This is a genomic window from Streptomyces sp. NPDC014870 (assembly GCF_043081505.1).
Taxonomy (GTDB): Bacteria; Actinomycetota; Actinomycetes; order Streptomycetales; family Streptomycetaceae; genus Streptomyces.
Window position 1 is genome coordinate 113,257 of the sequence record NZ_JBIBWQ010000015.1, and the last position, 24,689, is coordinate 137,945.

General features: G+C 71.9%; 23 protein-coding genes and 1 riboswitch. Of the genes, 8 read left to right on the forward strand and 15 right to left on the reverse strand.

What is annotated here, in order from left to right:
• Positions 1-2: 2 nt before the first annotated feature.
• The 6 genes from ACF09C_RS35300 to ACF09C_RS35325 all read right to left on the reverse strand — a co-directional run bounded on the left by ACF09C_RS35300 (position 3) and on the right by ACF09C_RS35325 (position 5,919).
• Positions 3-797, reverse strand: coding sequence for an ABC transporter permease (locus ACF09C_RS35300; RefSeq protein ID WP_392097487.1), 795 nt, complete (start codon positions 795-797; stop codon positions 3-5).
• Positions 794-1,777 carry an ATP-binding cassette domain-containing protein gene (locus ACF09C_RS35305; RefSeq protein ID WP_392097488.1) on the reverse strand — a complete coding sequence of 328 codons (984 nt, stop codon included), beginning with the start codon at positions 1,775-1,777 and terminating at the stop codon, positions 794-796. The genes ACF09C_RS35300 and ACF09C_RS35305 overlap by 4 nt, the downstream gene beginning before the upstream one ends.
• Positions 1,777-3,168, reverse strand: a complete 1,392-nt coding sequence (locus ACF09C_RS35310) for a metallopeptidase TldD-related protein (RefSeq protein WP_392097489.1) — start codon at positions 3,166-3,168, stop codon at positions 1,777-1,779. The genes ACF09C_RS35305 and ACF09C_RS35310 overlap by 1 nt, the downstream gene beginning before the upstream one ends.
• Entirely contained in the window at positions 3,165-4,553 is a 1,389-nt protein-coding gene (locus ACF09C_RS35315; protein ID WP_392097491.1) for a TldD/PmbA family protein, read from the reverse strand. The genes ACF09C_RS35310 and ACF09C_RS35315 overlap by 4 nt, the downstream gene beginning before the upstream one ends.
• Positions 4,554-4,572: 19 nt before the next feature.
• A complete protein-coding gene (locus tag ACF09C_RS35320; protein ID WP_392097493.1) occupies positions 4,573-5,655 on the reverse strand; it encodes a nucleotidyltransferase domain-containing protein in 1,083 nt (360 codons plus the stop codon).
• Between the two features lie 84 nt (positions 5,656-5,739).
• Entirely contained in the window at positions 5,740-5,919 is a 180-nt protein-coding gene (locus ACF09C_RS35325) for a hypothetical protein (protein WP_392097494.1), read from the reverse strand.
• A gap of 728 nt (positions 5,920-6,647) precedes the next feature.
• On the opposite strand from ACF09C_RS35325, the gene ACF09C_RS35330 reads away from it, so the two are divergent.
• The 7 genes from ACF09C_RS35330 to ACF09C_RS35360 all read left to right on the forward strand — a co-directional run bounded on the left by ACF09C_RS35330 (position 6,648) and on the right by ACF09C_RS35360 (position 12,445).
• Positions 6,648-7,157 carry an adenylate cyclase gene (locus ACF09C_RS35330; RefSeq protein ID WP_392097496.1) on the forward strand — a complete coding sequence of 170 codons (510 nt, stop codon included), beginning with the start codon at positions 6,648-6,650 and terminating at the stop codon, positions 7,155-7,157.
• 65 nt (positions 7,158-7,222) lie between these two features.
• Positions 7,223-8,326, forward strand: a complete 1,104-nt coding sequence (locus ACF09C_RS35335; protein WP_392097497.1) for an AIR synthase-related protein — start codon at positions 7,223-7,225, stop codon at positions 8,324-8,326.
• Positions 8,327-8,331: 5 nt separating this feature from the next.
• On the forward strand, positions 8,332-9,183 hold the full coding sequence (locus tag ACF09C_RS35340) for a hypothetical protein (RefSeq protein WP_392097499.1): 852 nt from the start codon (positions 8,332-8,334) through the stop codon (positions 9,181-9,183).
• Positions 9,184-9,218: 35 nt separating this feature from the next.
• The gene (locus ACF09C_RS35345) at positions 9,219-10,148 is read left to right on the forward strand and encodes a MazG nucleotide pyrophosphohydrolase domain-containing protein (RefSeq protein WP_392097501.1); all 930 of its coding nucleotides are present in this window, start codon (positions 9,219-9,221) and stop codon (positions 10,146-10,148) included.
• Positions 10,145-10,741, forward strand: a complete 597-nt coding sequence (gene hisG / locus ACF09C_RS35350; RefSeq protein ID WP_392097503.1) for an ATP phosphoribosyltransferase — start codon at positions 10,145-10,147, stop codon at positions 10,739-10,741. The genes ACF09C_RS35345 and hisG overlap by 4 nt, the downstream gene beginning before the upstream one ends.
• A complete protein-coding gene (locus ACF09C_RS35355) occupies positions 10,728-11,471 on the forward strand; it encodes a hypothetical protein (RefSeq protein WP_392097505.1) in 744 nt (247 codons plus the stop codon). Before hisG ends, ACF09C_RS35355 begins: the two co-directional genes overlap by 14 nt.
• 26 nt (positions 11,472-11,497) lie before the next feature.
• Positions 11,498-12,445, forward strand: a complete 948-nt coding sequence (locus ACF09C_RS35360; protein WP_392097507.1) for an aldo/keto reductase — start codon at positions 11,498-11,500, stop codon at positions 12,443-12,445.
• Here ACF09C_RS35360 and ACF09C_RS35365 read toward each other — a convergent pair.
• The 5 genes from ACF09C_RS35365 to ACF09C_RS35385 all read right to left on the reverse strand — a co-directional run bounded on the left by ACF09C_RS35365 (position 12,423) and on the right by ACF09C_RS35385 (position 18,927).
• Positions 12,423-13,091 carry an HAD family hydrolase gene (locus ACF09C_RS35365; RefSeq protein WP_392097508.1) on the reverse strand — a complete coding sequence of 223 codons (669 nt, stop codon included), beginning with the start codon at positions 13,089-13,091 and terminating at the stop codon, positions 12,423-12,425. The genes ACF09C_RS35360 and ACF09C_RS35365 overlap by 23 nt on opposite strands.
• Positions 13,092-13,224: 133 nt before the next feature.
• The gene (locus ACF09C_RS35370; RefSeq protein WP_392097509.1) at positions 13,225-13,872 is read right to left on the reverse strand and encodes a thymidine kinase; all 648 of its coding nucleotides are present in this window, start codon (positions 13,870-13,872) and stop codon (positions 13,225-13,227) included.
• 60 nt (positions 13,873-13,932) lie between these two features.
• Positions 13,933-15,138, reverse strand: a complete 1,206-nt coding sequence (locus tag ACF09C_RS35375; protein ID WP_392097511.1) for an alkaline phosphatase family protein — start codon at positions 15,136-15,138, stop codon at positions 13,933-13,935.
• Entirely contained in the window at positions 15,138-15,722 is a 585-nt protein-coding gene (locus ACF09C_RS35380) for a DUF5998 family protein (RefSeq protein WP_392097513.1), read from the reverse strand. Before ACF09C_RS35380 ends, ACF09C_RS35375 begins: the two co-directional genes overlap by 1 nt.
• Positions 15,723-15,903: 181 nt before the next feature.
• The gene (locus ACF09C_RS35385; RefSeq protein ID WP_392097515.1) at positions 15,904-18,927 is read right to left on the reverse strand and encodes a GNAT family N-acetyltransferase; all 3,024 of its coding nucleotides are present in this window, start codon (positions 18,925-18,927) and stop codon (positions 15,904-15,906) included.
• Positions 18,928-19,104: 177 nt separating this feature from the next.
• Here ACF09C_RS35385 and ACF09C_RS35390 point away from each other — a divergent pair, with 177 nt between their 5' ends.
• On the forward strand, positions 19,105-19,386 hold the full coding sequence (locus ACF09C_RS35390; protein WP_356892771.1) for an HPr family phosphocarrier protein: 282 nt from the start codon (positions 19,105-19,107) through the stop codon (positions 19,384-19,386).
• A gap of 221 nt (positions 19,387-19,607) precedes the next feature.
• On the opposite strand, the gene ACF09C_RS35395 is transcribed toward ACF09C_RS35390, so the two are convergent.
• The 4 genes from ACF09C_RS35395 to ACF09C_RS35410 all read right to left on the reverse strand — a co-directional run bounded on the left by ACF09C_RS35395 (position 19,608) and on the right by ACF09C_RS35410 (position 24,454).
• Positions 19,608-20,300, reverse strand: a complete 693-nt coding sequence (locus ACF09C_RS35395; protein ID WP_392097517.1) for a GntR family transcriptional regulator — start codon at positions 20,298-20,300, stop codon at positions 19,608-19,610.
• A gap of 184 nt (positions 20,301-20,484) precedes the next feature.
• Positions 20,485-21,270 carry a M23 family metallopeptidase gene (locus tag ACF09C_RS35400; protein ID WP_362422066.1) on the reverse strand — a complete coding sequence of 262 codons (786 nt, stop codon included), beginning with the start codon at positions 21,268-21,270 and terminating at the stop codon, positions 20,485-20,487.
• Positions 21,271-21,282: 12 nt separating this feature from the next.
• A riboswitch (cyclic di-AMP (ydaO/yuaA leader) is annotated at positions 21,283-21,449 on the reverse strand.
• A gap of 249 nt (positions 21,450-21,698) precedes the next feature.
• On the reverse strand, positions 21,699-23,066 hold the full coding sequence (locus ACF09C_RS35405; protein ID WP_392097667.1) for a M16 family metallopeptidase: 1,368 nt from the start codon (positions 23,064-23,066) through the stop codon (positions 21,699-21,701).
• Positions 23,067-23,092: 26 nt separating this feature from the next.
• Positions 23,093-24,454 (reverse strand): M16 family metallopeptidase, encoded by a 1,362-nt coding sequence (locus ACF09C_RS35410; RefSeq protein ID WP_392097519.1) that lies wholly within the window; start codon positions 24,452-24,454, stop codon positions 23,093-23,095.
• Between the last annotated feature and the right edge of the window lie 235 nt (positions 24,455-24,689).

Consider the following 24,689-nt stretch of genomic DNA (forward strand, 5'->3'; position numbering starts at 1 on the left):
TATCAGACCTCCAGGGGAAGGGCGTGGCGGCGAGCGACCTGCTCCACCCGCCGGACGGACAGCACCACCAGACCGCAGTAGACGGCGGTGAGCGCGACGGCGGACAGCAACTCGGTCCAACTTCCGCCGCGCACCCAGCTCATGGCGTGCGACTGCGGAAGGAGCAGCGAGACGGCGCGGACGGGGCCCGGCAGCGCGGACTGCGGCACGATGAGGGCACTGAGAGCCAGCACGAGGCCCGTCAGCCCATTGGTCATCCCCGCCGAATACGGATAGCGCAGCACCGCGAAGCCGAGGAGTCCCACCACCGCAGAGGTGGCGAAGGCCAGCACCACACCGCCCACCAGCCAACGGCCCCAGCTGAAGCCGCCGTCGATGCCCCACAGCAGGGCCAGGATGACGAACGTGCCGGGCAGCGCGGTGAGGGACTGGGCGGCGATGCCTGTCAGTCGGCCGAGCACCACCGGCACGAGTCCCCCGGGACTGGCGAGGGCGCTGTACAGCGTCTTCCACTGCTTCTCGTCCATCAGGCTGAAGACGACGAGCACGATGATGGCGTCGAGCATGCCTATGCCGGCGGATCCGACGGCCATGTCGCTGGTGGTCTCGCTCGGACCGCTGCCGTTCTTGGCGCTGCTGTGCACGATGAAGGCGAAGACGCAGGGCATGGCCAGGGTGGAGAAGACCGCCATGGGGCTGGACGCGTGCATGCGGATCTGGTCGACGATCGCCCGCCGGAACGTAGGCAGACCCAGGAGGCGCGGCGAGCGCGGCGGACGCGAGGAGATCTCCGTCATGACGCGGCCACCATGTCCAGAAAGACCTCCTCCAGAGTGGGCGGTGTGACCGCCACGCTGGTGGTCATCCCCGGGAAGGTCCGGAGGATCCACTCCACCGAGGCGGCCCCCTCACGGACCCGCAACGTCGCCGTGCCCGCGTCGGTGTCCCTGCTGATGAGCCCGGGACAGCGGTCAAGACCGTCCGGCACCTGCCCGTCGGCGAAGGAGACCCGCACCGCGTGTCCCATACGTTCGGCGGCGGCCGCGCGAAGCTCCGGCGCGGTGGACTCCGTGTGGACCCGGCCGCCCTTCATCAGCACGATGCGGTCGCTGAGCTCCTCCGCCTCACGCATGTCGTGCGTGGTCAGCAGGATGCTCCTGCCCTCGCTGGAGAGTCGCGACACCAGTGCGCGCATGGCCGCGGCCGACTGGGGATCAAGCCCCGCGGACGGCTCGTCCAGGATGATGACGGAGGGGTCGTGCAGCAGCGCCTTGGCCAGATGCAACCGCTGCTTCATGCCGCGGGAGAAGGACCCGGCCTGGTCCCCAGCGCGGTCCGCGAGGTCCACCTCCTCCAGCAGCCGGCGGGCCTTGCGGTCCAGCGCGGCCCCGCCCAGGCCGTACATGAGGCCGAAGAAGGTCAGGTTCTGCACCGCACTCAGGCGCGGGTAGAGGCCGGTGTCCCCGCCGAGGGTGAATCCGCAGGCCAGCGCGGCGCGGCGGCGCTCCCGCACGACGTCGTACCCGCCCAGGAACACCGTTCCGGAGGTTGGCAGCAGGAGCCCCGTGAGCATCTTGACCATGGTGGTCTTGCCGGCACCGTTGGGGCCCAGCACAGACACCAGCTCACCGGGCCGGACCGTCAGGTCCACACCGTCCACGGCCTTGCGCACCGACCCGTCGGCAGAGCGGAACTCGCGGGACAGCTGCCTCACTTCGAGTCCCGAGCCGACGGACGTCGCCGAGTCCCCCGAGTCACCGAACGTTGTTGACACCATCACACTTCCTTTCTCGAGGGCAGGCTGGAGAGGTCCATCACCAAGGTGGCGCCGGCGGTCGCGAAGGGGCCCGGGCTGTACGACACGGGCGCGCCGACGGCGAGCACCGCGGCCAGGAAGTCGACGGCCTCGCCCTCCACCGACACCGGTGCGAAGGCCTCGTACGGTCGACCGTCCGCCACCCGTACCATCCGCAGCCGGAAGGCGAGCTGACCTCCCGACCGGAGCTCCTCCACGCCCAGACTCCGCACGTCCACCACCACACAGTGCTCCCCCGCCAGCGCGTCGCGGGTGTCGCCGCAGGGCGCCAGCCGGATGTTGGTGGGCGACAGGGTCGGGCAGTTGTCCGCCCCGTCCCAGTGGGCGTGGCCGGTCAGGCGTACGGCGGTGTCCGCCCCTTCGGGCGCGGCGAGCGAGTGCAGGCGGGTGGCCATGGGCTGTTGGACACCTTCCCGGTCGACCAGTTCCATCCGGCCGGTGGGTGTGCCTTCGCAGTCGAAGCCGCGGGCCGCCCAGCCGTCGGCGTCGTGCCCGTCGTCGACGAGCGCGGTGCGCAGCGGCCGGGGTCGGGCGACAGGGCTGATCAGCAGCATGGCCGTGACATGGCTGAGCAGCTGGGCCGCCGCGTTCGGGGTGAAGACCACGCGGTCGCCGTCGAACGCCCTTGCCGGGCCGTCGGCTTCGCCCCCGCCGGTGGTGCCGGCCACGGTCAGGGCCAGTTCACGGGCCAGTCCCGCCGCGTCGATCCCCTCCTGTACGGCGGCGTAGCGGGCGAGGGCCGTGGCGGCCCCGCCGCCCGGAAGCCCCGCGACGGCCTGGATCTCGATTCCCCGACGGGCGCTGTGACCGCGGGCCCCGCCCGAGCGCGCGTACACGGACTCGCCGAGGACTTCCGCGATCTGCACGCCGCGCAACTCCGCCCCGGGGCCCAGCGCCTCGCGGATGGTGTCGATGAGCCCGGACGGATCCCGGACGAGTTCGCCGAGGCCGGTGGGCCGGTCGGTGTTCCACCACTCGTGTACGTCGGCCGCTTCGGCGTGCGGGAGTTCGGCTGCGGCGCGGGCCGGCAGCCCGGCACCGAGGTGCAGATGAGCGCGTCCGGCGGCGACGAGCCCGGCGGCGTCGCCGGCCGTCAGGGCGGGGGCACTGAGGTACAGCTCGCGCTCGTCGGCGGCGAGACGCACGTACCCGCCCCAGGAACCGCGCTGGACCACCAGACGCTTGCGCCCGTCGCCGTCCACGGAGAGCTGTCGCCGTGCCGACCGGCTGAGGAAGGTGTGCGCCCCCTCGCCGTCCCGCAGGACGTGCTCCACCTCGTCCGCCACGGACAACGCCTCGCCGGCCGTGCTGGGCAGGCTGTCCGGACCTGCCCCGGCTGCCCGCGCGCTCATGCCGCGCTCCAGTCCAGCTCGGCGTAGCGCATCGAGGGGGAATGGATGCCGATGCCGATCATCTGTCCCTGTTTGCCGCAGCTGATGTTGTCCCCGCCGAAGTCCCGGCCGATGCCCTCGAGCCGGGCGAGCGTGTCGACCGCGTCGCCGAAAAGGCTCACGTCGCGTGCGGGCGAGCGGTGGCCGTCGGGGGTGATGAAGAAGCATTCGAGAGCGGCGAAGGAGTACTCCCCGGTGACCAGGTTGATCATTCCGGCGCCCAGGGACCCTACGTACAGCACTCCGCCCGAGCCCGCGCGCGACAGTGCCTCGGGGTCTTCCGCACCTGGCAGCACGACCGTGTTACTGGCGCGCGGGATCGCCGGCTCACGGTAGCTCTTGCGGCGGCCGTTGCCCGTGGGGGCGAACCCACTGCGGTGGACGGCGCGCACCGAGGTGAGCGGGGATCCGATCTGCCCGTTGGCGAGCAGGGTGGTGGTCAGGGCCGCGACACCCTCGTCGTCGATGTCGTACGAGCCGTAGCCGTCGGCCCGTGTCGGGTCGTCCTGGATGGTGAGTGCCTCGGGGATGGCGCCGGGGCGGCGCAGCCGGGTGAGGTAGTCGCTGGTCAGGGCGAAGTTGTCGCCCTCAAGTGCGTGTCCGACCAGCTCGTGGAGGAACCCGGCGGCGGCGGCGGGGCCGAAGACCACGGGCGTCCGATGCTTGCCCCTCACCACGGCGGCGGCGGAGTCGAGGGCGTGCCCGAGCGCGATCCGGGAGACCTGGTCCGCCCCGGGGAGAGGCCCGCCTTGGGTGTCCGCGCCGCGGATGAGGCGGCGGCTCAGCCCCCGGTAGCGGTGCCCGTCCCGGGTGACGGTGGCCTCCACGCGCTGCCGGACGGTGCGAGAGGCACTGACGGCCCTGATGCCCTCGGTGTCGACCACGGCGAAGGCACGGGAGGTGAAGTCCTCCAGCGTACGCAGTGAGTGGCCGGGGCCGGAGTCGAGGACGAGCCACTCCCGCGCAGGGGTCGGGGTGAAGGCCGGCGGGTGCGCCGGGCTCTCCCAGGCAGGTGGTGGAGTGCCGTTGCCAGCGGGGCCCGTCGCCTGGGCGCCGTCGGGGCCCACTGCCTGCCAGGACGGGAGCCGGCCCATGTCCGAGGGCGTCACATGGCGGAACCGCCACCGCGTCCCCTGGCGGATGAGGCAGCCCAGCCCCTCGTGCGGTTCCACGCATGTGGCGAGCGTCTCCCCGTCCACGCACTCGACCCTGATCTCCAGCGTGCGCGAGGCATGGACCTGGACGTAGTCGGCGGAGTTCTTGAGCTCGCCGACCGCCCACTCCGCGAGCTCGACCAGGCCCTCCGTGGACTGCGCGGGTACGAGCCGCGCCCGGGTGTCGGCCATGCCGTCGGCCACCCGCACGTCAGACCGTGCCGAGCACGGAGTACGGCTCGGTGGCCACGAGCGACTTCTCGCGGAGTGAGGCGAGGAGGGAGCCGATCCGTCCGGCATCGAGGGTCGCGAGGGACGGCACGTGGGTGGCCAGCTGCCGCACGCCCGCGATGACGTCGTCCTGGGTACGCCCGTCGCACAGGGCCCACACATAGGCGGCCGGCTCCTTCAGGAGAAGCTGCCGATGCAGTTCCCAGTGCAGCAGGACGCCGTCACCCGAGGTGAGCACGTTGTAGGCGGGGTGCCGCCACAGGCCTTCGGTGCGGGAGGTCTCCGGTGTCCAGGACGGCCACGCTCCGAGCGGGACGCCCGCCCCGCCGAGCAACTGGCTGACGCAGACACAGGTCTGCACGAAACGCACCAGGGCCTCCGCCTCTTCGACACCGCCCGCGGTCCACAGACCGCGCTGGTACGAGGTGAACGCCTCGACGGGGAACCCGTCGACAGGGGTCCGCGCCAGCTGCTTGTACACCCACTTGTTGCTGAAGTACAGGTCGCCCGAGGCCCCGGTGACCGCCTTGCCCGCGTGCGCGACGAGTTCCTGGCCGGCGAAGGCCGCGGTGTCCAGGTCGCCTTCGGCCGCCGCGCCGAGGAAGTCCTCGAGATGTCCGTTGACCCCGATGGCCGCGTAGTTGATCGCCGTACGCCGGACGTTCGCCAGTGACGCGGCCACACGCTCCTGGAGACGGCTGAGAGCGGGGGAGGCGACGACGGTCTCGGAGGTGAGCAGCCGCAGGACGAAGTCCAGTGGGTCGGCGAGCTTGTGCAGCTCCGTCAGGCCGTCCCGGCGCAGCTCGAAGGTGACGATCCGCTCGACCTGCGCTTCGACGTCGGCGAGGGCGTAGCGCTCCACGTCGACGCGATGGCCGTCGACGCTGTACTGCGTGACGTCGTCCGCCCCGGCCTGCGCGCCCGGGCTGAGCAGGACGAACAGGTCCGCGTCGCTCGTCGGGTTGCCCAGCCCCGCGGTGAGGCTGCCGGCCAGGTACACCGAGTCCACCGAGCTGTCGGAGCTCTCGACGAGGGCGCGGCCAAGGCGCCGTGCAGCGTCCATCTTTTCCGCGACCACGGAGCTTCCCATACCGAGCAGGTCCCTTCTGTGTCGTGGCGGGAACCGAACGGTTCCCGCCACGGGTTATCAGATGTTGCCGATGTTGCCGATGTTGCCGACATTCGCGATGTTGCCGATGTTGCCGATGTTGCCGACATTCGCGATGTTGCCGATGTTGCCGATGTTGGCAACGTTGGCGACGTTCTCCTCGGCGGAGTCGAACTCGACGATGTCCTCGTCGATCTCGATGACGTCCACGTTCTCCATTGCGCACCTCCTCACATGAAATAGACGCCCGGTCAAGGGCGGAATGAGCGAGGCCCACTGCAGGCCCCGAACGACAGCAGTCGAGCAATGAACGCACTCGACAACCATCGAAATCCAGGAGATGGAAGGTGGTCGTTCGCGAGGCGTGACAGAGGTCCACCACACGGCATGAAGGTCGATGCGTCTGCAGATCAACAACCCACCGAAAGGGCTTGGAGGAACCTCCAGTCAGCCCGCCTCGAACCTCACCGGAATCGCCGATGATCATTCATCCAACCCACCGGTCATGCAAGCCCCGTTCCCCTGGAGTTCAGATTGACGAGAAGGCCTCGCATCGGACAGATGGTGCGATTTGGATCACCAGCCACTGACTGATTCCCGTTTTGCTGGCATATGAGAGTGGCGTGACTCACATTTCAGCGCCTCGCCCGACAAGAATCGAACTCGTATGAACAGACAAAGATCGACTCGATGCTTCCTTGTACGGTGATCTACCCCTAGGGTCGGGCCAGGCACGTGATCTTCCCTGGACAGTTCGCACCGTCGGCCCCCTGCGGATCCACACTCACTCGTACGGGTATTCATCGGCAGCCGTGTGCGGCCACCATCTCGGGCGGTATCGCCGCCACACCTTGCGGGGAATTCGACGGGGTCATCGAAGGCTTTCCACCATCCCGATTCCCTGTTGCCCGACAAGCGTTGTCCGTGAACGAGAAGGAGGAGAGCAGGTGTCTCTCGAGATCGAGCGCAAGTTCCAGGTCGACGACAGCTGGGACATTCCTTCCGGGTGCGCGACGACGTCCGTGCGGCAGGCCTATCTGACATCCCCCGAGGCCGGCACGGAAGTTCGAGTCCGGTCACTGGCGGACACGTACCTCCTGACCGTGAAGGCTCCCCGCGACGACGGTGCCGTTGGCTTGAACGTGCGCGAGGAGGTGGAGTTCCCCATCGACGAACAGGTCTTCCTGCGGCTCTGGGCGCTCGCCCCCGACCGGCTGGCCAAGGACCGCACGACCGTTCCCCTCGAAGGACTCGACGGGACGGAAGCGGTCGTGGACGTCTACACCGGGACGCACGCCGGACTCCGGGTCGTCGAGGTCGAGTTCGAGGACACGGCCCGGGCTCGGGCCTTCGAGCCGCCGGAGTGGTTCGGCCCCGAGATCACCGGACAGTCCGCCTGGGGCAACCGGACTCTGGCGCGGGCATCCCGCCGCCCGGAGCAGCCGGAAGCGGTTTGACGTCGGTCCGCGGACGCCTCGATCACCTGTTCAGCCCCACCACACCGCACAACAAGGAATGTTCCATGGCAAAACTGTCCAACTACCGGGATTCCGGTGTCGACTACACCGTGCTCGACCGGATCAAGCGCGAGGCGATCGATCGCGCGAAGGCGACCAGCGGACTTCTCGCGCTGTCCGGCGCCGAGGAGGTTCCGGAGTCCAGGGGAGCGTCGGCCTACGTCTTCAAGACCGGCGGCATGACGATGGCCATGGTCATCGAGGGGCTGGGCACCAAGTCACTCATCGCCCACCAGGTGCTGCGCGACGGCGGCCCCAACCGGTACGCGGACGTGGCCGTCGACGCCGTCGCGGCGATCGTCAACGACGTGGTCTCGGTCGGCGCCGCACCACTGGTGATCACCGCCTACTTCTCCACCGGCGACGCCGCCTGGTATGCCGACGGGGACCGGGCCACCGCGCTCCTGTCCGGCTGGCAGCGTGCCTGCGAAGAGTCCGGCGCCGCCTGGGGCGGCGGCGAGTCGCCCGCGCTGCCCGGCCTCGTCGCCGCGGACGGGCTCGAACTCGCGGGCAGCGCCCTCGGGATCGTGCCGCCCGGCCGCGACGCGGTGCTCGGCCAGGACGTCAGCCCCGGCGACCGGATCGTGCTGCTCGCCAGCTCGGGCCTGCACGCCAACGGCGCCTCCCTGGCCCGCCGGGTCGCCGACGGCCTCCCGCAGGGCTACGCCACCTCGCTGCCGAGCGGCCGCACCCTCGGCGAGGCGCTGCTCGACCCCAGCGTCATCTACGCCCGCTTCGTCCGGGCACTGCTCTCCTCCGACATCCGTCCGAAATTCCTCAACGGTGTGACGGGCCACGGCCTGATGAAGGTCATGCGAGCGCCGAAGCAGGTCCGGTACGTCCTGGAGACCGTGCCCGAGGTCCCCGAGGTGCTCGACTTCCTCGCGCGGGAAACCGGGATGTCGACCGCCGAGGCGTACGGCACCCTCAACATGGGCATCGGTTACGCCGCCGTCGTCGCCGCCGACGACGCCGACGAGACCGTGCGGCTGGCCGAGGCCGCCGGCTACCGGGCATGGAACGCGGGCGAGGTCGTGACCGGTGACAGGTCGCTGACCGTGCCGCACCTCGGCATCGAATTCGCCGACGGCGATCTGCGGTTGGGCTGATCGACATGACTGGGACACCGGGGCTTCGCATCGCCATGCTCGGCCCGGACGGCATCGGCAAGACCACTCTCACCGAGAGCATCCGCGGCCGGCTGGCCGAGCGTGGGATCGACCTGCACGTCGTCAGCTGGCGGCGGCTCGTCGACGGCGACCCGGCGCCGTCCCCCTATCCACAGACCGCCTTCGAGCAGTTGTGGGTCGAGGACTGGCGCCTGCTCTACGGCGGCGGCTCCGTCGACGGACGGTCCGTCGACGAGCGCATTCCCCGCAGCTTCGAGGAGTTCGCCGCGCTCCGCGCGGAGGAGACGTTTCCGCTCGGAGCCCAGGGGGTGCGCTCCTCCGGGCCGCTCGCCTCCGGGCTCGTGGAAGCCGCTCTCGACTTCGTCATCGAGGCGGAGGTCGTACGCCCCAAGGCCGCCGAAGGCACGGTCGTGGTCCGCGAGAGCTACGGATACAAGCCCGTGCTGAAGGCGCTGCTCATCGCCGCGGCCTGCCAGGCCGACACGGTGCCGCGCGAGGTGGTCGAGCGGATGATCGCGCGGGTCACCGACATCTACGCGGACCCCTTCCTCCAGCCCGACGTGGGCATCCTCCTCGACGGGGCCGCCGGGACCGCCCACGCGCGACGCAGTGTGGAGGGCCGGGGCGTGGGTGTCGCCGAGGACTACGCCCTGTCCGGACAGACCGGTGCGGAATCGTTCCTGTCCCTCCAGGAGGAGTGCGCCGCGCACTTCGCCAAGGCGGCGGCCGACTGGGGCTGGTACCGCCTCGACGTCGGCGACCGGACCCCGCAGGACCTGTGCGCGGAGATCGTCGACAACCTGCTCGCCCCACGACTGTGGGGTGGCGGCGCGTGACGCCTCCGGCGACGCGGGCCACGGGAAGCGCCCCGATGCCGACGCGCCTGGGACCGTACACCGTACTGGTGGCTCCCGAGGGCTCGACGGCGTCGGCACCGCCCCTCACACCCTCCGTCACGCTCCACCCCCGCTCGGTCGGGCCCGGCGGGAGCACGCGCATCCGCCGCGTGCCCTCCGGGCTCACCGTGCCGGCGCACTGGGCCCACGACGACCTGGTGATCAGGGCCGTGGCGGCACTCCACGGCGACGTGGCCCTCTACGCGCACGCGGAGACCGGCCACGACCGCACCTGCCGGCTCGACCTCGCCCCGCACACGCCGGAATGCGCCCAGCGTGTGGTGATCCTGCGCGGCACCTCGGTGTTCGTGGAGGGACGTCCGTACGCGCTCACCCAGGTCGCCGCGGACGGGACGGACCTTTCCCGGCTGCCTCGCGGAGAGCGGATCGCCCACCTCCAGTACGCCGCCGCCCCCGGCTCCCCGTGCGCGACCGCCCACGCCGCCCCCGGCACGGAGCTCGACCCCCTCCTCGTACGGGCGGCCGACCGGGCGGCCCACCTCGCCCTCCCCGCCATCGCGGCCTCCCTGCCGCACCAGACGCCGGAAGCGGAGGCGGACGCGGACGCGGAGGCGGACGCGCTCGGCATCGGCACGGCCCTGGACTCCCTGCGGGAGCTCCAGCACCATGCCCACCATCTGTACGGCCGATTGGAGCCCGAGCGGGCCCTGTCCTGGTTCCTGGAGGAACTGGGCGAACTCGCCCAGGCCATGCGGCGCGCCGAGCCCTCCGTCCGGCTGGAGGAGGAACTCGGGCAAGTCGCCGCCTGGTGCCTGTGCATGGCCAACATCGCCCGCGTCGACCTGGGTGACTCCCTCTCCCGCGCCATGCACGAGGAACACGGCCGTCAGCTTCGCAAGTACGGGGCGCTGCGCCCCTACGTCTCTCAGGAGGAGGCCAGTTGAGAATCGGTCTGCCCAAAGGAAGGCTCCTGCACCACTCCGAGGAGGCCCGGGCCATCGCCCCCGCGGACACGGACTGCTGGCTGCTGAGACTGCAGGACATTCCGGGTCTGGTCGCCGACGGCTCCCTCGACGCCGGCATCACCTCTGAGGAGTGGATCCGGGAGTCACGCGCGGACGTGGTGCGCCTGGCCCCCCTGTGCTGGTACCACATCCGCATCTGCGCCATCGGCCGCCCCGGGCACGAGGTGGGGGCCGCCCCCCGGATCGTGTCCGAATACCCCACGCTCGCGGGTGAGTACGCGCGGTCCCGCCACCCGGAGGCGACCGTCCGCCACGTCCACGGGGCGTGCGAGGCGTATGTTCCGGCCCTGGCGGACCTCGCCGTGGACTGTGTGGAGACCGGCCTGTCCATGAGGAAGCGCGGCCTCGACATCGTCGAGGAGCTGTTCCGCGGCGACGTATGGCTCGTCTGCTCGCGCGAGACCGCGACACATGAGCGGCGCCGCGCGGAACTCCTGGCCTGGGCCGACGTCATTCGCCGGGGCGAAGCCGAATGCACCTGGCAGAGGGAGAACGCCCATGTCGGCGTATGAGACGGCGATACGGGAGCAGGTGGGTGTCCGGCACCTGCCGTTGCACGGCCTGCCCCCGCACCTGCGCCTGCTGGCCTGGCCTGCGCTACGGGGCGCCGAGGGCACCGGCCTGCTGGATGTGGCCGTGCCGGACCGCTACCGGGGCCTGCCCACCATGCTGCTCGCGCAGGCCGACGACATCGCCGTCCGCGTCCCGGCCGGCCCCGCGCCTGTCGACGCGGCGCTGCTGACCCTGCTGACCTCCGGTGCCGCCACGCCCGCCCTGCGGCCCCTGCTCGACATCGTCGTCTGCATGGCGATCTGGGACGAGGCCCTGCGTTCCTCGGGTGCCTTCGCCGGCAACGCGTACCTCGCCAGCGAGGAAGCCGTCGGCGCCCTCCTGACCGTGGCGGGAGCGGAGGTGCCCGGCTCACTCGTCGCCCACATCGAGGAGCTGCAGTCCTTCGAGCTCCTCTACCGCTTCCCGGTCGCCTACAAGTTCCGCGGTGCATACGGCGCCGAGCGCCAGTGCAGGCTCAACGGCTGGGGCCGGCTGCTGTACCGCCACCTGGCCGGGGCCGGGGGCGCCGGACTGCCCATGGCCACCTGGCGCGCCGCCGTCGAACGGCACCTTCAGACGCACCACGAGCCCTACCGGCTGGCTCTGGACCGCGCGGTCCAGGCGGTCGACGAAGCGCCCGGCGAGACCTGGGACACGGCACGGGCTCTCCCCGTCCCCGTCCTCATGTAACCCCGAACAGATCAAGGGAGAACCACATGCCCTCCACCCGCAACCCGCTGGGTCTGTCGAGCCTCGGCTACGGCAGCTGGGAGGCCGGAGGCGGCACCACCTGGGGCCCCAACGCCTCGCACGACGAGGTGATCGGCGCCGTACGCAGGTCCGTGGCCCTGGGAATGAACTGGGTCGACACCGCCGAGGTGTACGGCGGCGGTGGCGGTGCCGAGACGGTGGTGGGCGAGGCCCTCCAGGGCCTCGGTGATGTGCGCGTGTGCACCAAGGTGGCGCCGGAGCCCGACGACCAGCGGTTCACGGAGTCCGGACTCCGCCAGGCGCTCGAAGAGTCCTTGAAGCGGCTCGGGCGCGACCACGTCGACCTGTACCTGCTCCACTGGCCCGCCCAGGAACTGCCGCTGGAGGTGACCTGGGAGGCGATGGCCCGGCTGCGGGAGGAGGGCCTGGTCGGCGCGATCGGTCTGTCCAACTACCCCGTCGAGGACGTCGCCCGCTGCGCCCGGCTCGCGCCCGTCGACTACGTCCAGGTCCAGGCGTCTCTGCTGTACCGCGACGAGCTCGACGCCTTCGGGCCACTGTGCCTGGACCGTGGCATCGGCCTGCTGGCCTACGGACCGCTGGCGTACGGCCTGCTCACGGGCGCGATCGGCGAGGACACGCAGTTCGACGACTGGCGCGGCGGCGTCGTGATGGCGCACGACTTCTTCTGCGCGGAGAACCACCCCCGCTTCTTCGCCGCCGAGGCCCGGCGCGCCCACCTGGCCGTCGTCCGTCGCCTCACCCCGCTCGCCGAACGGGCCGGCTGCTCCGTCGCCCAGCTGGCGCTGGCCTGGCTGCTCGCCCGGCCCGAGGTCGTCGCCGCCGCGGTCGGCACCCGCAACCCGGTCCACGCGGAGGCGAACGCCGCCGCCGCCGGGCTGACCCTGGACGACGCACTCCTCGCGGCCGTCAGTGCCCGCCCGGAAGGCTGAGCCACCGCTCCACCAAGGGCAGGACGGCCCTCAGATCGTCTCCGTCCGCCGCCGCCGTCGCGGCACGCCGGGCCGCCGGCGTGCCGTTGAAGGCGATGCCGCACCCCACTTCCGCGAAGAGCGGCAGGTCGGAGCGGCTGTCGCCGATGGCGACGCATGCGCTCATGGGCACCCCGAGCCGGTCGGCCTCGGCAACGCAGTAGTCGCGCTTGTCGTACTCGTCGAAATGGCGCAGCACCCGTCCTGTCCAACGGCCCCGCGCCGCCTCCAGCCGGGGGCCGCAGAAGGACCCGATGCCGAACCCGTCCGCCAGGTACCGCCCGACCGGCTCCCATGCCAAGGTGGCCAGCACCGGCACCAGCCCCCGGCTCGTACACCAGGCGACGGTCTCCGCGATGCCCGCCACCAGGGGGAGACCGCGCAACCACTCACGTACGGCCGCCTCTTCGGTTCCCGCCCAACCTCTGGCATCGATGACCGAGACCTGCTGGTTGGTCATCTCGCCGCGCGCGTACGCCTCCTCAGCGGCCACCAGCGCCTCGCGCCGCCCCAGGAAGCCGGCCAGATAGGCGGACGACGTGGTGCCGGGCACGAGGGTCCCGTCCACGTCGAGGAACACGGCGCCCTGTACTGCGGACGATCCCATCGACACCACCTCCGAGTACCGCCTCAAGGGCCTCGCCGCCGGGTTCACGCCGGTCCCCGTGCAAGGACTCCGCGTCAGGACGGATGCCCAGGTCGGCTCGGACGCAACCCGTCTCGCCGTGCGTTCAGGGCGGTCATCCCGGCGTGACCGGCAGCACGTCGGGCGAGAGCGCCGCCGCGCGCGCCGTGGCGCTCGTCATCATCTTGCGATGGTGGCGTCGGCAGAGCACCTCGTAGCCGATCTCGTCCCCCGCGTTCACATCGCCGACCACGACCTGCGCACCCTCGACGACCATCGCGCCGCCGACGGTGCGCGCGTTGTGCGTGGCCCGGGCTCCGCACCAGCACAGCGCCTCGACCTGGAGCACCTCCACCCGGTCGGCGAGCTCGACCAGCCGCTGGGAGCCGGGGAAGAGCTTCGAGCGGAAGTCGGTGGTGATGCCGAAGGCGAAGACGTCGAGTTCGAGGTCGTCCACGACCCGGGCGAGCTGGTCGATCTGGTCGGGCGACAGGAACTGCGCCTCGTCCGCGATGACGTAGTCGCAGCGGCCGCCCTTGGAGAGATGGCCGACGAGGTACGCGTAGAAGTCGAAGCCCTCCGCCGCCTCGACCGCGTCCGTCACCAGCCCGAGCCGCGAGGACAGCTTGCCCTCGCCCGCCCGGTCGTCGCGCGTGAAGATCATGCCCTGCAGTCCGCGGGTGGACCGGTTGTGCTCGATCTGAAGAGCGAGGGTGCTCTTTCCGCAGTCCATCGTTCCGGAGAAGAACACCAGCTCGGGCATGGGGAGTCGGGACCTTTCAGGTCGGGGTGGGGTGAGGGGGGCGGACGTACGGGTTCGGGGTCAGGAGCGGACTTCGAGGAGCGGGACCAGCTGCTCCGCGGGTGTCATCGATCCGTGCACACCGACCATCGCCGACTCGTGCGGCTCGTTGACGGAGGCGGTGATCACGACGTCGTCGTGGGCCGCGGCGACGACGTCGCCGATCCGCCCGAGGACCCGCTCGTCGACCACGTCGCCGAACCAGCCGAGCGCGACGGCCTCCTCGCGGCTCGCCACCCAGAACTGCTCGCCGAGCACTTCCCGCCAGCAGGTGAGGACATCGGCCTCGGCCCCCGGCACCGCGTAGACGTGCCGGGCGCGTCCCTCGCCGCCGAGGAGGGCGACACCCGCGCGCAGCTCCCAGTCCTCGTCGAAGTCGATCCGGTGCTGGTCGTCGAAGGGGATGTCGACCATGCCGTGGTCGGCCGTGACGTACAGGGCCGAGCGGGGCGGCAGCTGCTCGGCGAGGCGCTGGACGAGCCGGTCCACGAACATCAGCTGACCGCGCCAGGCGTCCGAGTCGATGCCGAAGCGGTGCCCCGCCCCGTCGAGTTCGCTGTAGTACGTGTACACCAGCGACCGGTCGCCGCCCGCGAGCTGCTCCGCGGCGAAGTCCATCCGCTCCTCGCCCGAGAGCCTGCCGTGAAACGTTCCGCCGCTGAGCGCGATCTTGGTGAGCGGGGTGTCCTGGAAGATCGGCGACGAGACCTGGGCGGTGTGGATGCCCGCCTCGTGGGCGAGCTGGAAGACGGTGGGGTACGGCTGCCAGACGCGCGGCGAGGTCCACGGCTTCCAGCGGAGCTGGTTCATCAGCTCGCCGGTCTCCGGGTTCCGGACGGTGTAGCCGGGCAGCCCGTGCGCGCCGGGGAACCGTCCCGTGCCGACCGAGGCGAGCGAGGTCGCGGTGGTGGCGGGGAAGCCCGCGGTGATCGGGCGCCCGGTGCCGCCGCGCGAGGAGCCGAGGAGCGAGGTGAGGTACGGGGCCTCGTCCGGGTGTGCCTTGATCTGCTCCCAGCCGAGCCCGTCGATCAGGAAGAGGCAGTTCCGGTCGGCCGGGGTGAGCTCGGCGATCCGGGCATCGAACCCGGGAGCGCCCTGCCCGGCGACGAGCGTCGGGAGGACGTCGGCCAGCGAGCCGGTGCCGTACTCGGGGAGGGGGGCCGTGGCGAGGTCGAGCGGCACGGGATCGTCCGGCCAGCCGGAGGCGACTGCGGTGGGCTGGACCATCAGCGGGTCGCCGCGGTGGCTTCGGAGAGGGACTGGGCGAAGGCGAGGGTCTGGCGGACCGTGTCCGGACCGTCGCCGGCCTCGCTGACGCGCAGGCTGAGGTCGTCGGCGGTGGCGTTGCCGGTGTAGCCGTGGTCGGCGTCGCAGTTCGGGTCGCCGCAGGCGGCGGGCTCCAGGTCGATCCGCGAGACAGCGCCCCAGCCGATGGTGAGGACGACCTCGCGGGGCAGGGTGCCGGGGGTGTACGACTCCGGGTTGGCGACGACCCGGCTCACGACGACGGAGGAGATCCGGTCGAGCTTGACCGACTCGGTGGAGGTCGTGGCGTACGGGGTCGGGGAGCTGTTGTCCGCGGCCTGCTCGTCGGTGTGGCTGACGATGAAGCGGTTGGCTGTCAGGACGAGGACCGTGACGTGACGACGGACTTCGTTGGAGTCGAAGGTGGTCTCCTGGTGCACCAGGTACGACGCGATCGGCTCGCCGCCGACGGCGGCCTCCACCGCCTCGGCCACGAGGGCCGGGTAATAGCCGCTGCGCTCGATCGCCGCGCGCAGCCCCTGGGTCGTCGTACCGGTCTTCGCCATGGACTCCATCCTAATCCGTCGGAAGGGGCACTCCGGGACGGTCCGGCCGTCTCGTCGAGGCCGTTCCCGGGGCTGTCCTGCCTTGGTCCGCCGGACTGCTCCCGGCGGACCGTCGCGGTCCCTCGCGGTGCTTCGTGGCTCCTCGTGGCTCCTCGTGACTCGTCGTGGTCCCTCGTGGTCCCTAATAGCTCGGAAGGCTGCGCGGGCCGAGGTCCGTGCGGGGTGGCGGTGGGGCGAGCCGGACCGTCGCGCCGAGCACGGAGAGACCGTGCGGGGCGACGACGACCGGCTCCAGGGCGATCGCGACGACCTCCGGATGGTCGTCGACGAGCCGGGAGACGCGCAGCAGCAGCTCCTCGAGGGCGGGCGTGTCGACCGGGGCGGAGCCGCGCCAGCCGAAGAGCAGGGGGGCGGTGCGGATCGAGCGGACCAGTTCGGCGGCGTCCCGTTCGGTGGCCGGGACCAGGCGGTGGGACATGTCGCCGAGCAGCTCGGAGGCGGCTCCGGCGAGTCCGAAGGAGAGCACGGCGCCGACGGCGGGGTCGATGGCCGAGCGCACGACCGTGTCGACGCCACGCGGCACCATCGCCTGGACGACCGGCTGCAGCTCGGCGGGCTTGCCGAGTTGCTCGGTCATTTCGCTGTACGCGGTGCGGAGTTGTTCCTCGCCGGCGAGGTCGAGACGGACGCCGCCGAGGTCGGGGCGGTGGCGCAGGTGGGGGGCTGTCGTCTTGAGGGCGACCGGGTAGCCGAGCCGGGCGGCGGCCTGCACGGCGTCGTCGGGGGTGGGCGCGGGCAGGGTGGGGAGCACGTCGATCCCGTACCGCCCGAGCAGCTCGCGTGCCGCGTCGGCGTCGAGGGTCACACCGCGTGCGTCCGCGTCCGGGCCGAGCACGCGCTCGATCTGCGCGGCGGCGCCGCTCTCGTCGATCTCCTCGAACTCGGGCACCCGTCCGGGCTCGACGGCCTGCCGCCGCCACTGTCCGTACCGCACGGCCTCGGCCAGCGCCCGCACCGCCCGCTCGGCCGCCGGGTAGGCGGGGATCACGCCGGGGCGGGTGGGCGTGGGGGCGGGAGCGGAGGCGGGAGGGGGCGTGGAGGCGGGGAAGGCGGGAGGGGGTGTTGCCTGCGCGGCCGTCCGGGCGGCGGGGGCCGACGACGCCTGCGCGGCGGGGCCCGGGGCCGGGGCTGACGCCGGGGCCGAGGCCGGGGCTGACGCCGGGGCCGGGGCCGGGGCTGACGCCGGGGCCGGGGCCGGGGCTGACGCCGGGGCCGAGGCCGGGGCTGACGCCGGGGCCGTGCGGCGGGCAGGGGGCCTGGTGCTGGTGGCCGCCGAGAGGGCCTCCGCGAGGCCGCCCATCTCGACGTGGACGACGACCACCGGCTTCGCCGGGGACGGGGCGGAGGCGACCGCCTCGCGGAGCTGGGCGGCGAGGACCTCGCCGTCACCGGACTCCACCGCGCCGTTCTCGCCCACCCACGGGATCGCGGTCACGACGACCGCGTCGCACGCGTCGTCCACGAGCGCCGCCGCGAGCGCGGCGCGGAAGTCCGCGGGGCTCGCGCCCGTCGTCAGGTCCAGCGGGCGCAGCGGACGGAGCCCCTCCGTCAGGCACGCGTCGTACGCGAGCAGCCCGAGCGACTCGGAGTTGCCGAGGATCGCGACGCGCGGCCCGGCCGGGAGCGGCTGGCCTGCGAGGAGGAGGCCCGCGTCGACCAGCTCGGTGACCGTGTCGACGCGGATGACCCCGGCCTGCCGGAGCAGCTCGGAGACGGTGGCGTACGGGATCCGGGTGACCGGCACCCGGTGTCCCGGCGGGGCGCTCCCGCTGTGCCGCGCGCCCCTGACCACGACGACGGGCTTGACCGCCGCCGTGCGCCGGGCCAGCCGGGTGAACTTCCGCGGGTTCCCGATCGACTCCAGGTAGAGCAGGACGACGTCCGTCTCCGGGTCGTCGTACCAGTACTGGAGGAAGTCGTTGCCGGAGACGTCCGCCCGGTTGCCCGCCGAGATGAAGGAGGAGATCCCGGCGCCGTGCCGGTGCAGTCCGGCGAGGAGGGCGATCCCGATCGCGCCCGACTGGGTGAAGAGCCCGATCCGTCCGGCGGCCGGGAGCCGCGGCGCGAGCGAGGCGTTCAGCCGGACGTCGGCCGAGGTGGTGATGATCCCGAAGGCGTTGGGCCCGATGATCCGCATGCCGTACGAGCGGGCCTGCCGCAGCAGTTCCCGCTGCCGGTCCCGGCCCTCGCCCGACCCGGTCTCCGCGTACCCGGCCGAGAGCACGACGAGGCCCCGCACCCCGTGCTCCCCGCAGTCGGCGACCGCTTCCGGCACCCGCTCGGCGGGGACGGCCAGGATCGCGAGGTCCACCGGTTCGCCGATGTCCCCGAGGGAACGGAAGGCCGGCACTCCGTCGATCGTGCCGGTCCCCTCGGTCAGCGCGCGGTTCACCGCGTACGTCCGTCCGGTGAAGCCGCCGTCGAGGAGGTTGCGCAGGACCGTCCGGCCGACCCCGCCGGGGGTCCGGCCGGCTCCGACGACGGCGACCGAGCCGGGGGTGAGGAGGCGCTGGACCGAGCGGGCCTCCGCGCGCTGTTCCCGCGCGCGCTGCACGGCGAGGGAGCGGTCGGTGGGTTCCAGGTCGAGGTGGAGCCGTACGGAACCGTCCTCGAAGCTCCGCTTCTGGGTGTATCCGGCGTCCGTGAAGACTTTGATCATCTTGGTGTTGGCGGGCAGCACCTCCGCGGCGAACCGCCGGATGTCCCGCTCGCGGGCCACGGCCGCGATGTGTTCGAGCAGCGCGGAGGCCACGCCGCGGCCCTGGTGGGCGTCCTGGACGAGAAAGGCGACCTCGGCCTCGTCGGCCGGCGCGGAGGCGGGCATCCCGCGGTCGTCGATCCGGTCGTACCGCACGGTGGCGATGAACTCGCCGCCGACCGTCGCCGCGAGGCCCACCCGGTCCACGAAGTCGTGGTGGGTGAAGCGGTGCACGTCCTTGGCGGAGAGCCTGGGGTAGGGCGCGAAGAAGCGGTAGTACTTCGACTCGTCCGAGACCTGCTCGTAGAAGCTGACCAGCCGGTCGGCGTCGTCGGCGGTGATGGGCCGGATGCGCGCCGTGCCGCCGTCGCGGAGGACCACGTCCGCTTCCCAGTGGTCGGGGTAGTCGTGTTGCGCTTGCTCCGGCCGTTCCGACGCGCTCTGCATGGGGCAAGCGTACGGCCGGGGTCCGACACGGGCACCGGTCGCGCGGCTCTTGTGCACCATGCAAGGTAGGGAGGACCGTACGGCCCCCCCGACAGGGGCCGAAGGTCGGCGACGAGCATCCCGCAACCCGTGAGAGACTGGTCTAGACAACCCGCTTGAGACTTGAAGGGCAACACCATGGCTGAGCGCCGCGTCAACGTCGGTTGGGCCGAGGGCCTGCACGCCCGCCCCGCCTCCATCTTCGTCCGTGCCGCCACGGCCTCCGGCGTCCCCGTGACGATCGCCAAGGCCGATGGCAACCCGGTGAACGCCGCGTCGATGCTCGCGGTGCTCGGTCTGGGCGCGCAGGGCGGCGAGGAGATCGTGCTGGCTTCGGACGCCGAGGGCGCCGAGGCCGCGCTCGACCGTCTGGCGAAGCTGGTTGCCGAGGGTCTCGAGGAGCTCCCCGAGACCGTCTGACGGTTGCCCGGCCGGACCGAGGGTCCGGGCCGCGTTCACGGGAAGCCGCACACGCCGCGACGACGGCGGGTGCGGCTTCTTCCATTCCGTTTTCTCCGGAGCGGCGGGCGAACACCACCGAAAACCGCGCCGACGTGAATTCCGTCAGCCGCGAATTCCACCATCTCCGGGCAGGACGAATACCCCCCTCGAATTCCCCCCCTTTGTATACGGCCCGTTCGTTAATTCCGACCGCTCGCGGTGTTGACGACATGTTGCGAAGTCCTCACACGCCCGCGCGGCGGCCGGTCCGGGCGCTTCAGCCGGTGCAACAGCAGAGAGCGCTCGGCGTGCAGCGCGGTCAGCGTGCGGGCCCGTTCGGCGTCTCCGCGCGCCACCGCGTCCACGATCGCGCCGTGCTCCGCCCAGGCCTCCACCGGCTGGGCGGGTGCCTCGACGGCGTACATCCAGGCGATCTTATGGCGCAGCTGGGTGAGCAGGGCGGTGAGCGCGGGGCTGCCCGAGGCCTGGGCCAGGGTCTCGTGGAACCAGCCGCCGAGCGAGCGCAGGTCGTCCCCCTGGCCCCGCCTGGCCCGCTCCTGACCCAGTCTGACCAGGCCCCGCAGCACCTTGAGATGGGCCTCCGTGCGGCGTTGCGCGGCCCGGGCCGCGCCGAGCGGTTCGAGGAGCGACCGCATGTCCAGGAGGTCGGCCGCCTCCTGCTCGGTGGGCTCGGCCACCTGGGCGCCCGCGTGCCGGCGGGTGATCACGAAGCCCTCGGACTCCAGGGTGCGCAGCGCCTCGCGGACCGGGACGCGGGAGACCCCGTACCGACGGGCCAGCTGCTCCTCGGTCAGCCGGCTGCCGCGCTCGAAGACGCCGGTGACGATGTCGTCCCGGATCGCCGTGCACACCGAGTGCGCGGGAATGCGCATGATCGACCTCCGCCTTAATACGCGCGAAACCGGTTGTCCGGCGACTCTATTGCAGCGGGGCGGTATTTCCGACGGCTCCTCGGGAACCATGGATATCTTTTGGTCAGCGAAAAGCCCCGGCTCAGTACGAGCCGGGGCTTTTCTGACGTGCGGTGCCGGTCGGCGGAACGTCCGAAACGTCCGATCAGACGTTCACGCCGCGGGCGCGGAGGTACGCGACCGGGTTGATGTCCGAGCCGTACTCGGCGGTGGTGCGGGCCTCGAAGTGGAGGTGCGGGCCGGTCGAGTTGCCGGTCGAGCCCGAGATGCCTATCTGCTGGCCCGGGGTGACGGACTGTCCGACGGAGACACTGATGGCCGAGAGGTGCCCGTACTGGGTGTACGTGCCGTCGTTCATCCGGATCACGATGTTGTTGCCGTACGCGCCGCCCCAGCCGGCCTCGACGACCGTGCCGGAGCCGACGGAGACGACCTTGGTGCCGTACGCGGCGTGGAAGTCGACGCCGGAGTGGCTGCCGGAGGACCAGAGGGAGCCGCCGGTCTTGTAGCCGGTGGAGACGTACGAACCGGCCACGGGGAGCTGGAAGGAGTTCAGGCGCTTGCGCTCGGCCTCGCGGGCGGCGCGCTCCTTGGCCTCGCGGATTTCCTTGGCGCGGGCCTCGGCCTTGCGCTTGGCCTCCGCCTTGGCGCGGGCCTCGGCGACGCGCTTGGCCTCGGCCTCGGCGGCCTCGCGCTCCTGCGCGGCGGCCTGGGCGTCGATCTTGTCGGCGAGGGCGTTGTCGGCGGCGACGACCTGGGTCAGGCCGGTGTCCTCCAGAGAGGGGGCTTCCGTGTCGGCGGCGAACGCCGGGGAGGCCAGGGTGCCGATGACACCGGCGGTGGCGAGGGTCGCGACGCCTGCGACGCCCGCGCGACGGCGCGCCAGTCGGCTCGGACCACGATGCTTCCCGGTGGCACGGGTGAACGCCATGAAGTGGCTGATCCTTTCCTTCCTTCTCGCCTACCGGGTTAGCTGACGGGTTCGGAGCAGGAAGGTCTCCTACGGGCCCCTCCGCACGGATGCGAAGGCGTCCGATTCACCCCAGGGACTTCGTGTGGGTCCCCGGCTCCCCAGGCTCGCGCCTGACGGGGACTCGGCGATGACTGTCCGATGCCGCGGGCGCGGCGGGTGCAACTGGCGAACAGCCGGACCGACGCTATGCGGACCGTCTTTCAATCACCAAACAGACACGCCAGTTTGTAAGACATGCCACAGGGCATACGCACACCCTCCCCGCCAATACGGACATAGCGGAGGACCCCGACGTAACGTGACGTCGGGGTCCTCCGGTCGCTCCGCTCCGGCGGCCGCGTGGTGCTGCCGAGGCGGGGCATCGACGGCGGCGCGCCGCCGCTCGATCAGCCGGTGACGACGGTGACTTCACCGATGCCGAGGGCCCGTACGGGCTCCTCGATCTCGGCCGCGTCGCCCACCAGGACGGTGACGAGCCGGTCCACCGGGAAGGCGTTGACGACGGCAGCCGTCGCCTCGACCGTGCCGGTCTCGGCCAGGCGCGCGTACAACTGCGCCTGGAAGTCGTCCGGGAGGTGCTGCTCGACCTGGTCGGCGAGGGTCGCCGCCACGGAGGCCGCGGTCTCGTACTTGAGCGGCGCCACGCCCACCAGGTTCTGCACGGCCACGTCGCGCTCGGCGTCCGTCAGCCCCTCGGCGGCGAGGGTGCGCAGCACCTTCCACAGGTCGTCAAGTGCCGGGCCGGTGTTGGGAGTGTCGACCGAGCCGCTGATGGCGAGCATCGAGGCGCCGTGGCCCTCGCCGTCGGAGCGCAGGACCTGACCGAAGGCCCGGACGCCGTAGGTGTAGCCCTTCTCCTCGCGCAGGACGCGGTCCAGGCGGGAGGTGAGCGTGCCACCGAGGCAGTACGTGCCGAGGACCTGGGCCGGCCACACGCGGTCGTGCCGGTCGGCGCCGACGCGGCCGATCAGCAGCTGCGTCTGGACGGCGCCCGGCCGGTCGACGATGACCACACGGCCGGTGTCGTCGGCCGTGATCGGCGGCATGGGCCGGGACTCAGCGCTGTCCCCCGTCCAGGCGCCGAGCGACTCGGCGAGGACCTTGTCCAGGTCCACGTCGGTCAGGTCGCCGACGACCACGGCGGTGGCGGTGGAGGGCCGCAGGTGCTTCTGGAAGAAGGCGCGGACGGCGGCGGCGTCGATGGCCGTCACCGTCTCCTCGGTGCCCTGGCGCGGCCGGGACATGCGGGACTCGGCCGGGAAGAGCTCCTTGGAGAGCTGCTTGGCCGCCCGGCGGGCCGGGTTGGCCGTCTCGTGCGGGATCTCGTCGAGCCTGTTGCGCACCAGTCGCTCGACCTCGGTCTCGAGGAACGCCGGCGCGATCAGGGCCTCGGAGAGCAGCCCGAGCGCCTTGGGGAGCCGGGAGACGGGGACTTCCAGGGAGACCCGTACGCCCGGGTGGTCCGCGTGCGCGTCGAGCGTGGCGCCGCAGCGCTCCAGCTCGGCGGCGAACTCCTCGGCGGTGTGCTGGTCGGTGCCCTCGGAGAGGGCACGGGCCATGATCGTGGCGACACCGTCGAGACCCGCGGGCTCGGCCTCCAGCGGGGCGTCGAAGAAGATCTCGACGGCCACGACCTGCTGGCCGGGGCGGTGGCACCGCAGCACGGTCAGGCCGTTGTCCAGCGCTCCGCGGTCGGGGGCGGGGAAGGCCCAGGGCTTGGCCGCGCCCGGCTCGGGCTGCGGGTGGAACGTCATGCTCGTCAAAGACGCGGCAGCGTCGGTCACTGGTCCGCTCCCTCTTCCTCGTCGCTGTCGCTCTGCTCGTCGTCGCTCTGGTCGTCGCCGATGGGTTCGTAGACCAGCACCGCGCGGTTGTCCGGGCGCAGTCGGGCGGCGGCGACCTCCCGCACCTCCTCGGCGGTGACGTCCAGGACCCGGTTGACGGCCGTCAGGGCGAGCTGCGGGTCGCCGAACAGGACCGCGAAGCGGCACAGTTCGTCGGCGCGGCCCGCGACCGTGCCGAGCCGGTCCAGCCACTCACGCTCCAACTGGGCCTGGGCGCGCTCCATCTCCTCGGGCGTCGGGCCCTCGGCGGCGAAGCGGGCCAGCTCCTCGTCGACGGCCGCCTCGATCTCGGGCACCTCGACGCCGCCGGAGGTCTTGACGTCCAGCCAGCCCAGCGAGGGCGCGCCGGCCAGGCGCAGCAGGCCGAAGCCCGCGGCCACGGCCGTACGGTCGCGGCGCACAAGCCGGTTGTGGAGCCGGGAGGACTCGCCGCCGCCGAGAACGGTGAGGGCGAGGTCGGCGGCGTCGCACGCGCGCGTGCCGTCGTGCGGGAGGCGGTAGGCCGCCATCAGCGCGCGGGCCGGGACCTCCTCCTCGACGACCTCGCGCAGCTGCTCCCCGATGGTGTCGGGCAGGGTGCCGTCGCGCGGGGGCAGCTTGCCGTCGTGGGACGGGATGGAGCCGAAGTACTTCTCGATCCAGGCCAGCGTCTGCGCGGGGTCGATGTCGCCGACGACCGACAGGACCGCGTTGTTCGGCGCGTAGTACGTACGGAAGAAGGTCCGCGCGTCCTCCAGCGTCGCCGCGTCCAGGTCGGCCATGGAGCCGATCGGCGTGTGATGGTAGGGGTGACCGTCCGGGTAGGCGAGGGCGGTCAGTTTCTCGAAGGCCGTGCCGTAGGGCACGTTGTCGTACCGCTGACGGCGCTCGTTCTTGACGACGTCCCGCTGGTTCTCCATGGACTCGTCGTCCAGGGCGGCGAGCAGGGAGCCCATGCGGTCGGCCTCCAGCCAGAGCGCGAGCTCCAGCTGGTGCGTGGGCATGGTCTCGAAGTAGTTGGTGCGCTCGAAGCTCGTCGTGCCGTTGAGCGAGCCTCCGGCGCCCTGCACCAGCTCGAAGTGGCCGTTGCCCTTGACCTGCTGGGAGCCCTGGAACATCAGGTGCTCGAAGAGGTGGGCGAGGCCGGTGCGGCCCGCGACCTCGTGACGGGAGCCGACGTCGTACCAGAGGCAGACCGCGGCGACCGGGGTCAGGTGGTCCTCGGAGAGCACCACGCGCAGGCCGTTGGCCAGCCGGTGCTCGGTCGCTGTCAGGCCGCCGGAGCCGGCCTCTGCCGTGGCCGTGTGACCCATGGGCATGTACGTCCCTTCGATCGCGATATGGAAAAGTCCTGCCACCCTATGCAAGCGCACCGACACCTCGCGAAGTTCCCACAGCTTCCAGGCGTCCCTCTTCCGGGTCGGGGGGCCTCGCGCTTCCGGTCGCGGGGGTCTTGTGCTTCCGGTCGCGGGGGCCTCGTGCTTCCGGTCGCGGGGGCCTCGCGGACGGCCGACGGGCCGCTGTACCCGGGTCGCGGTCCACGTTGTCGGTGGG

Excerpts from the sequence above, each read along its gene's own strand:
- ACF09C_RS35340 (WP_392097499.1), top strand. The coding sequence starts at position 8,332 with ATGACTGGGACACCGGGGCTTCGCATCGCCATGCTCGGCCCGGACGGC.
- ACF09C_RS35305 (WP_392097488.1), bottom strand. The coding sequence starts at position 1,777 with ATGGTGTCAACAACGTTCGGTGACTCGGGGGACTCGGCGACGTCCGTC.
- ACF09C_RS35345 (WP_392097501.1), top strand. The coding sequence starts at position 9,219 with ATGCCGACGCGCCTGGGACCGTACACCGTACTGGTGGCTCCCGAGGGC.
- ACF09C_RS35405 (WP_392097667.1), bottom strand. The coding sequence starts at position 23,066 with ATGACGTTCCACCCGCAGCCCGAGCCGGGCGCGGCCAAGCCCTGGGCC.
- ACF09C_RS35300 (WP_392097487.1), bottom strand. The coding sequence starts at position 797 with ATGACGGAGATCTCCTCGCGTCCGCCGCGCTCGCCGCGCCTCCTGGGT.
- ACF09C_RS35370 (WP_392097509.1), bottom strand. The coding sequence starts at position 13,872 with ATGCCCGAGCTGGTGTTCTTCTCCGGAACGATGGACTGCGGAAAGAGC.
- ACF09C_RS35355 (WP_392097505.1), top strand. The coding sequence starts at position 10,728 with ATGTCGGCGTATGAGACGGCGATACGGGAGCAGGTGGGTGTCCGGCAC.
- ACF09C_RS35375 (WP_392097511.1), bottom strand. The coding sequence starts at position 15,138 with ATGGTCCAGCCCACCGCAGTCGCCTCCGGCTGGCCGGACGATCCCGTG.
- ACF09C_RS35365 (WP_392097508.1), bottom strand. The coding sequence starts at position 13,091 with ATGGGATCGTCCGCAGTACAGGGCGCCGTGTTCCTCGACGTGGACGGG.
- ACF09C_RS35325 (WP_392097494.1), bottom strand. The coding sequence starts at position 5,919 with ATGGAGAACGTGGACGTCATCGAGATCGACGAGGACATCGTCGAGTTC.
- ACF09C_RS35310 (WP_392097489.1), bottom strand. The coding sequence starts at position 3,168 with ATGAGCGCGCGGGCAGCCGGGGCAGGTCCGGACAGCCTGCCCAGCACG.
- ACF09C_RS35315 (WP_392097491.1), bottom strand. The coding sequence starts at position 4,553 with ATGGCCGACACCCGGGCGCGGCTCGTACCCGCGCAGTCCACGGAGGGC.
- ACF09C_RS35390 (WP_356892771.1), top strand. The coding sequence starts at position 19,105 with ATGGCTGAGCGCCGCGTCAACGTCGGTTGGGCCGAGGGCCTGCACGCC.
- ACF09C_RS35360 (WP_392097507.1), top strand. The coding sequence starts at position 11,498 with ATGCCCTCCACCCGCAACCCGCTGGGTCTGTCGAGCCTCGGCTACGGC.
- ACF09C_RS35410 (WP_392097519.1), bottom strand. The coding sequence starts at position 24,454 with ATGCCCATGGGTCACACGGCCACGGCAGAGGCCGGCTCCGGCGGCCTG.
- ACF09C_RS35385 (WP_392097515.1), bottom strand. The coding sequence starts at position 18,927 with ATGCAGAGCGCGTCGGAACGGCCGGAGCAAGCGCAACACGACTACCCC.
- ACF09C_RS35335 (WP_392097497.1), top strand. The coding sequence starts at position 7,223 with ATGGCAAAACTGTCCAACTACCGGGATTCCGGTGTCGACTACACCGTG.
- ACF09C_RS35400 (WP_362422066.1), bottom strand. The coding sequence starts at position 21,270 with ATGGCGTTCACCCGTGCCACCGGGAAGCATCGTGGTCCGAGCCGACTG.
- ACF09C_RS35395 (WP_392097517.1), bottom strand. The coding sequence starts at position 20,300 with ATGCGCATTCCCGCGCACTCGGTGTGCACGGCGATCCGGGACGACATC.
- ACF09C_RS35320 (WP_392097493.1), bottom strand. The coding sequence starts at position 5,655 with ATGGACGCTGCACGGCGCCTTGGCCGCGCCCTCGTCGAGAGCTCCGAC.
- ACF09C_RS35380 (WP_392097513.1), bottom strand. The coding sequence starts at position 15,722 with ATGGCGAAGACCGGTACGACGACCCAGGGGCTGCGCGCGGCGATCGAG.